7 protein-coding genes are annotated in these 7066 nt (G+C 68.2%); all 7 read right to left on the bottom strand.

All coding sequences use genetic code 11. The annotated features are described in order from the left end of the window. Positions 1 to 121: 121 nt before the first annotated feature. A complete protein-coding gene (locus tag ABE454_RS06290) occupies positions 122 to 1015 on the bottom strand; it encodes an HlyD family secretion protein (RefSeq protein WP_346530125.1) in 894 nt (297 codons plus the stop codon). 14 nt (positions 1016 to 1029) lie between these two features. Then, positions 1030 to 1806, bottom strand: coding sequence for an ABC transporter ATP-binding protein (locus tag ABE454_RS06285; protein ID WP_346530123.1), 777 nt, complete (start codon positions 1804 to 1806; stop codon positions 1030 to 1032). Between the two features lie 4 nt (positions 1807 to 1810). Then, positions 1811 to 2944 (bottom strand): ABC transporter permease, encoded by a 1134-nt coding sequence (locus ABE454_RS06280; protein ID WP_346530120.1) that lies wholly within the window; start codon positions 2942 to 2944, stop codon positions 1811 to 1813. Further along, positions 2941 to 4275: a TolC family protein gene (locus tag ABE454_RS06275; RefSeq protein ID WP_346530118.1), complete on the bottom strand. Its 1335-nt coding sequence runs from the start codon at positions 4273 to 4275 to the stop codon at positions 2941 to 2943. Before ABE454_RS06275 ends, ABE454_RS06280 begins: the two co-directional genes overlap by 4 nt. A 159-nt stretch (positions 4276 to 4434) precedes the next feature. After that, the gene (locus tag ABE454_RS06270; RefSeq protein WP_346530116.1) at positions 4435 to 5481 is read right to left on the bottom strand and encodes an ATP-binding protein; all 1047 of its coding nucleotides are present in this window, start codon (positions 5479 to 5481) and stop codon (positions 4435 to 4437) included. After that, positions 5478 to 6164, bottom strand: a complete 687-nt coding sequence (locus ABE454_RS06265) for a response regulator (RefSeq protein ID WP_346530114.1) — start codon at positions 6162 to 6164, stop codon at positions 5478 to 5480. Before ABE454_RS06265 ends, ABE454_RS06270 begins: the two co-directional genes overlap by 4 nt. Positions 6165 to 6291: 127 nt before the next feature. Further along, positions 6292 to 6939, bottom strand: a complete 648-nt coding sequence (locus tag ABE454_RS06260; protein ID WP_346530112.1) for an HAD-IB family hydrolase — start codon at positions 6937 to 6939, stop codon at positions 6292 to 6294. Positions 6940 to 7066: the final 127 nt, after the last annotated feature.

The following is a 7066-nucleotide window of genomic DNA, read 5'->3' as shown; positions in this document are numbered from 1 at the left end:
CCAGCCGGGACGGCCGAAGGCGTGCAGCAGGCTGTCGGTCACATCGCGATTGCTGATGGTGCCGTCGAAGTCGCAGTGGATGGCCCACTCGGTGCGCGACGGGGCGAGGGTGTAGGGGCGATCAGTCATCGAAGCGGACCCGGACGGTTTGGCCGACCCGCACGTCGGGGCGGGCGTCGAATTCCAGCAGGCCCTCGACCACGCGGCTGGGACCGCGTTCGACGTCGTCGTCCTGACGGGCGTGGGTATAGGCGGGGCTGAGATAGGTCAGCCGCGCGGCGGGCAGGGGCTTTGCGCCCGACGGCGCGGGGTCGATCGTCACCGTCGCCTTCATGCCGGGGCGCACCCGGCCGATGAAGCTCTCATTGATTTCGGCGCGGACGATCAGCGGGCGGTCGGGCAGCAGGGTCAGCACCGGGGCGCCGGCGGACAGTCGTTGTCCGCTTGAGGCGGCGACGCGCAGGGCGACGCCGTCGGCAGGGGCGATCAACTGCGCCCTGTGCAGGCGATTGCGGGCCTGCGTCAGACGCTGGTCGGCGACGGCGATCTCGGCGGCGGCGGCGTCGACTTCCGACTGGACATCGGCCAGCGACTGCTGCGCCTCGGCAAGGGCCTGAGCCGATGCGGCGCCCGCCTTTGCGGCCTGTTCATAGCGGCCGACGGTTTCGCTTAAGCCGCGGGCCTTGCGCTGGGCCGCCGTATGGCGCTGACGCGACTGATTGGCCTGAGCCTCGATCAGGCGCGTTTCGTCGGTCAGGTCCGCCGTGTCGAAGCGGGCCAGAACATCGCCCTTGCGGACCTTCTGACCCTCGACGACGTCCAGCGCGCGCAGTTCGCCGTCGATCGGTGCGCTCAGGGCCAGAAGGCCGCCCTGAACCTCAATCCGGCCACGGGCGATGGCGTGCAGGGGCGCGGCCTCGGCGGGCGGCTCGGCCTTCTGGCAGGCGCTGAGGGCGGGCAGGCCCAACAGCACCACGGCGGCGAGGGCGACGGAAAGGCGGGGTGCTGGCGGCATGGTTCTGGCTCTCATCACCGGGCTTCCGAAGGGCTGATGGGCGCGGCAGACTGGGCGGAAGGCTGGGCGGAAGACTGGGCGGGGCGCTCGTCGCGCTGGATGACGCCGTCCTCCATCGTCAGCAGGCGGTCGGCGAAGCGGATCAGGCGCGGGTCGTGGCTGACGCAGACCACGGTCGAGCCGTGGCGATGGGCGATCTGGCGCAGCATCTCGCTGACGCGCTGGCCGTTCTCGGCGTCCAGGGCGCTGGTGGGTTCGTCGGCGAACAGAAGGGCGGGTGATTTGGCGATGGCGCGGGCGATGGCGACCCGCTGTTTTTCGCCGCCGGACAGTTGGGCCGGGCGCATGTGCAGGCGGTGGTTCAGCCCGACCTCGTCCAGCGCCTTCAGGGCCAGCGTCTCGCTCTGACGACGGTCCATGCCCAGATAGCCCAGCGGCAGCTGCACCTGCTCCACCGCTGTCAGGGCGGGGAACAGGTTGAAGCCCTGAAAGACGAAGCCGGTGTGCTGCAGGCGGAAAGCTTCCAGCCGTCCTCGGCTGAGGCGGTCCAGCCGCTGGTTCAGGGCGGTGACGGCGCCCGCGTCGGGCTTCTGCAGGCCGGACAGCAGGGACAGCAAGGTGCTTTTCCCGCAGCCCGACGGGCCGGAGATCAGGGTCATCTCGCCGGGATGAAGGCTGAGATCCAGATGGGTCAGCACGCGCGTCGGTACCGTGCCGGTGATGAAGGTCTTCACCAGCCCTTCGGCGACGACGGCCGGGGCGCGGGTCATGAGGGGGGCGGAGTCGGCCATGGCTCTATCTCAGCAACATGGCGGGGTCGGTCCCCAGCATGGTCCGCACCGCCGCCAGACTGGCCAGGATGGCCATGGCGAAGATCAGCAGGCCGCACCCGGCCGCGACCGGCAGGCTCATGGCGACCGGCACGTCATGGCTGGCCGCCAGCGCCAGCAGCGGCGCGCTGAACAGGGCGGCCAGCATCAGGCCGACGCCGCCGATCCATGCGCTCTGTTCCAGCACCACGCGGGTTAGCGGCCAGCGCCCGACGCCCAGAGCGCTGAGGGCGGCGTATTCGCGGCGTGAGGCGTTGATGGTCCCGGCCAGCGACTGGCTGGTCACAACCGCCCCGACCAGGCTGACGATGATGGCCATGAACAGGACGGCGATCCCGGCGCCGGTGTCCAGCAGCCAGTAGTTCTGCGATCGGGCGGCGAACTCATGCGCGGTCCAGGCCTCATAGGGTGAGAAGGCGGCGCGATCCTGCATCAGGCGTTGGCGCACGTCGGCGGGCGCGGCGCCGTCCTTCAGCCGGGCCAGATAATAGGTGTCGGCCGATGTCTCTGCGGCGCCGATCTCACGCGCAGTCTCCAGCGACGACAGGACGTTGACCCCGCCCAGACCGCGCATCCCCTTGATGACGCCGACAACCTGCACCGGTTGCTTGTTGATCCAGGCGCGGCCGCCGTCGGCGACGTGCAGGGTCGACAGATCGGCGGCGTCGACGATGACGGCGCCCGGCTCGCGCAGTCGCTGGCGCTGGGCGTCGCTCAGACGTTCCGAAAAGGCCATGGCGCCGTCCTCGACGGAAACGCCCGACAGATAGATGGAGATCGCCCCGCCTTCGCCCGAGGCCGAATGCCAGTCGGCGTCGACCCAACGATAGGGCTCGACCGCCGTGACGGCGTCGTCGGCGCTCAAACGCATCTCGATGTCCGGGCCTAGCGGGCGGCCGTAGTTGACGCTCTGCGAGCCGGGATAGCCGACCCACAGATCGGCCGAGGACGCCTTGATGTAGATGGCGGCGCTGCTGAAGATGCCCAGCACCAGCGCCGCCTGCACGATCAGCAACAGACCGGCGAAGGTGACGGCCAGCACCACGGGCACGAAGCGCGGCCATTCGTGGATCAGGGTCTTGCGGGCCAGCGAGATCATGGCGCCGTCTCTGAAACAGAAGGCGGGCCGCCCGCCGCCTTGTGGACCGCCAGCAGGGCCAGAATGCTGTCCAGACGGGCGCCGACCAGGGCCGCGCGGGCGTCCAGCAGGTCCGCTTCGGGCTGGATCAGGTCCAGTTCGCTGGCCAGACCCAGATCATGGCGGGTGGTCCAGACGTCCAGCGACTGTCGCAGCGTCTCGACCGTTTCGCGGCGCGTCGTGACGATGGCCTGTTGTTGCTCAAGGGCGCCGAGGGCGGTGCGGGCTTCGCTGGCGGCGTCGATGACGGACTGGCGGTAAAGGGCAAGCGCGCCGGACAGGGCGTGGTCTTCGCTGTTCACCACGGCGAGGCGACGGCCCCAGTCCCACAGCGGAATGTCGATCGTCGGCCCGACGACGGGGGCCACGCCGCCGGGCGAGGGCGCGGACGCCAGGCTGAGCGTGTAGCCGATGGACCCGCCCAGCGACAGGCTGGGGTAGAGGGCGGCGCGGGCGATTTTGACGCGGGCGGCGGCTTCCAGCACCTCGGCCTCGGCGACCATCAGATCGGGACGGCGACGCAGGTCGTCGGCGCGCAGTTCGGACGCAAAGCGCACGGCGGCGAAATGCCCGCCCGGCCCGGCGTCATGGGGATCAGGACCGGACCGGCTCAACAGGGCGGCCAGCGTCCATGAGGCGCGGTCGATCTGATGCTTCAGGCGCGTCTGTTCGATCCGGCGGCGGTTTTCCTCCATCACGGCTGCGCGCAGGTCGGAGGCGTCGGCCAGCCCGGCGTCATGTCGCGCCTGCATCAGGTGCAGGGCGCGCAGGGACAGGTCGTGCGACTGTCGCGACAGGGCCAGCTGGACCTGCGCCTGATGCCGTTCGTAATAGGCCTGAATGAGCGAGGTCGCGATCATCAGCCGCGCCGCCCGCAGCTGGGCGGCGCTGGAGGCGGCGCGGGCCGCGGCCTCCTGATTGCGCGCTGCGCCCGCGCCGAAGAAGTCGATCTCCCATCGCGTGCCGACGCCCAGCTGATAATAGCCGTCGCCGGTGGGCACGTCCTGCAGGGGGGCGCCGAACAGATCCGCGCCGGGACGGTCGGCGTTGCGGGCGCCGCGCTGCAGGGCTGTCGCCTGCTGTAGCCGATGCCGGGCGCTCTCGATGGTCAGATTGCGCTCAAGCGCCTCGGTCAGCAGGGCCGCCAGATCGGGGTCGTCGAAAACCGCGCGCCAGTCATCGGCGCTGACGGTCTCGGCCAGAGCCGAGGCTTCGGCCGGAACGGGCGCAGGGGTCTGATCGTCGCGCGCGGCGGCGCCGCCCGCGACGACAAGAAAGATCGCGCCTGGCACACCCAGCAGAAGTCTTCGGTTGGGGTGGTGCAATGATGATCCTGCTAAACCACGACGCGGCGGGACGTGGGGATCACTACCCACTGCGTGTTGCGGCTTTGCGGACGGAATGTGGAGGCCATGTCGTCCAGGCTGGCCCGGAATACGGCGACGCGGGCGTCACTCGGCCAGCGGCAGCTCGAACTCGGCCTGAAGACCGCCCAGATCGGAGCGCCCCAGCAGGGCGTATCCGCCATGGGCCTCAGCGATATACTGGACCACGGTCAGGCCCAGACCAGACCCCTTGGCGTCCGAGCGGGCGCTGCGGAAGGGGTCGAACATCTGGGGCGCGATGTCGTTCGGCACGCCGGGGCCGGAATCGGCGACGCTGATGACGGCGAAGCCATAGCTTTCCTCGATGGCGACCCGCACCAGTCCGGGGTCGGCGTGGACCCGAACGTTCTCCAGCAGGGCGTGCAGCGCCTGACGGATGCGGGTGCTGTCGCCGACGACGCGCACCGGCGTGGTCGCCCATTCCATCGTGAAGCCCAGCTTGTTGAGCAGGGGCTCGTACAGGCCCTTCAGCGGCTGGATGACGGCGTCCAGAGACAGTTCTTCAGTTTTCAGCGACAGGTGGCCGCTTTCATACAGGCTGATGACGCGCAGATCCTCGACGATCCGCGTCAGGCTCTCCAACTGGAACTTCATCAGCCCCAGCCATTCGTCATCCAGATCGAAGATGTTGTCGGCGACGCCCTCCATCATGCCGTTCATGATGGTCAGGGGGGTTCTGAGCTCATGGGCGATGGCGGCGTTCCACTGCATCGACTCGCGCGTGGATTTCTGAAGATGCGCCGCCAGCGTGTTGAAATCAGAGATTAATTGGGAAACCTCGCCAAGGCTGCCGTCCTTATAGTCCACGCGAGCGGCCAGATCGCCCGCCGTCAGGGTCCGCGCCGCCAGAGCCACATGGGACAGGGGCGCCGCGATCCGCTGCGACAGGATGCGCGCGGCGATGATGGAGACGGTCAGGCCCAGCAGCAGCGACAGCAGCAGGGCCGCCAGGTCGATGACATCGAAATAGATCTCCAGATGTTCGTCGCGCGGATCGACGAACAGCAGATAGACGATGCTCCATGCGAAAAAGGCCGAGAACAGACCGCTGATCGCGACCGTCGCCATATAGAAGGAGAACTTCCGCTGGAGACTGGGCGAGCGCTGGATCATCTGGCGTTCAGGCGATAGCCGACGCCCCTGACGCCCTTCAGCGCCTTGTCCATCCCGGCGGCGTTCAGTTTGCGGCGCAGCTTGCTGATGTGGCTGTCGACCGTGCGGTCCAGCACGTCTTCGTTGGGCAGGCAGGCGTCGGCCAGTTCCCCGCGTGAGAAGACGCGCATCGGGTGGCGGGCCATGAACTCCAGAATGCGGAACTCGGTCAGGGTGGTGTCGAGGTGGTTCAACTGATCGCCGTCGCGCACGGTGGCGATATAGCTTTCGGGGTCGATCTCCAGCCTGTCGACGCGGATCAGCCGGTCGGGCGCCATGCCGTTGGTGCGCCTCAATATGGCCTGAACGCGGGCGACGACCTCCATCGGGCTGAAAGGCTTGACCACATAGTCGTCGGCCCCGGTGCGCAGGGCCTGAAGCTTGTCCACGTCCTGATCCAGCGCGGTCATGATCAGGACCGGCGTATCGCCCTTGCGGCGCAGTTCCGACAGCACGCCCCAGCCGTCGATGCGCGGCAGCATGACGTCCAGCAGCACCACATCCGGCTTCAGCGCGGCATAGAGGTCCAGCCCGACCTGACCGTTATAGGCGCGGGCCGTGCGGAACCCCTCGCGGACCAGATAGCGATCCAGAATCTCGGCGATCGCGACTTCGTCTTCAATGATGAGGGCCAGAGGGTTCATGCGTGCGGCGTCAGGCGTCCCGGTATCATCAGGCGAACCTCGCATGGGGCGGTTCGGGGGCCAAGTTGCGATCAGCGCCTCGGTCCGGCGTCCATCATGTCTCCATGTTCGCGCAACAGATGGTGCGTCAGGGACGGCCGCTGAAGACGCGGTAGCCTTTTTCCTGCGCCGCCGCGATCATCTGGGCGTCGCCCGATGTGTCGCCATAGGCGGCCGCCAGCACCATGTCCGGGCCATAGACGGCCCGCAGACGCTGCATCTTTTCCTCGCCCCGGCAGTTGCCGCCGACGAAGGTCCCCAGCACGCGGTCCTGATCGTCGAAGGCCAGACGGGTGCCGATCAGGTTGTCGGCGCCGAGCCTGCGGGCGAAGGGGGCGACCGTGGTCTCGGGCGAGGCGGTGACGATGACGCGGTGGGCGCCGCGACGGCCCCAGTCTTCCCAGGTCGCCAGCGCATCGGGGCGCATGAAGCGCGGCCAGATCTCGGCGGCGAAGCGCTCTGCATCGGCCTCCAGCGCCTTGCGGTCGGCGTCCATCAGGAACTCGCGCACCGAGGCGATTTTGATCCGGCCCCGGTCGCGGTCGCCCAGATAGGCGAAGACCGCCGGGACCATCTGCACCAGTCCGGTCATCCATCGCACCGGCCCGGCCCGCCATTTCAGGAAGGTGGTGAAGCTGTCGCGAATCGTCAGCGTGCCGTCGAAATCGAAGGCGACGATGGGTTGTCCGGGGGCAGGGGACTGGTGAAAGGCTTTTTCGCTTCCCATGTCAGACATTAGCCGTGATCCCCATATTATCTGTCCTGTCCGATCCCCGAAGCGCGTTGCAGCGCCGCAACGGGGTTGTGGCGGAACGTGTGATGGGTGATTGTCATTTTTTGAAGACCTTCGATGATAGATTCCC

The organism is Brevundimonas diminuta, from assembly GCF_039673845.1.
GTDB lineage: Bacteria > Pseudomonadota > Alphaproteobacteria > Caulobacterales > Caulobacteraceae > Brevundimonas > Brevundimonas diminuta_E.
Note: the sequence above shows the minus strand (reverse complement) of the source record. Positions and strands in the feature narration are given on the sequence as shown.

What these genes read in the sequence shown, in the direction of transcription:
- ABE454_RS06290 (WP_346530125.1), bottom strand. Translation starts at nt 1,015, where the DNA reads ATGCCGCCAGCACCCCGCCTTTCCGTCGCCCTCGCCGCCGTGGTGCTG.
- ABE454_RS06285 (WP_346530123.1), bottom strand. Translation starts at nt 1,806, where the DNA reads ATGGCCGACTCCGCCCCCCTCATGACCCGCGCCCCGGCCGTCGTCGCC.
- ABE454_RS06280 (WP_346530120.1), bottom strand. Translation starts at nt 2,944, where the DNA reads ATGATCTCGCTGGCCCGCAAGACCCTGATCCACGAATGGCCGCGCTTC.
- ABE454_RS06270 (WP_346530116.1), bottom strand. Translation starts at nt 5,481, where the DNA reads ATGATCCAGCGCTCGCCCAGTCTCCAGCGGAAGTTCTCCTTCTATATG.
- ABE454_RS06265 (WP_346530114.1), bottom strand. Translation starts at nt 6,164, where the DNA reads ATGAACCCTCTGGCCCTCATCATTGAAGACGAAGTCGCGATCGCCGAG.
- ABE454_RS06260 (WP_346530112.1), bottom strand. Translation starts at nt 6,939, where the DNA reads ATGTCTGACATGGGAAGCGAAAAAGCCTTTCACCAGTCCCCTGCCCCC.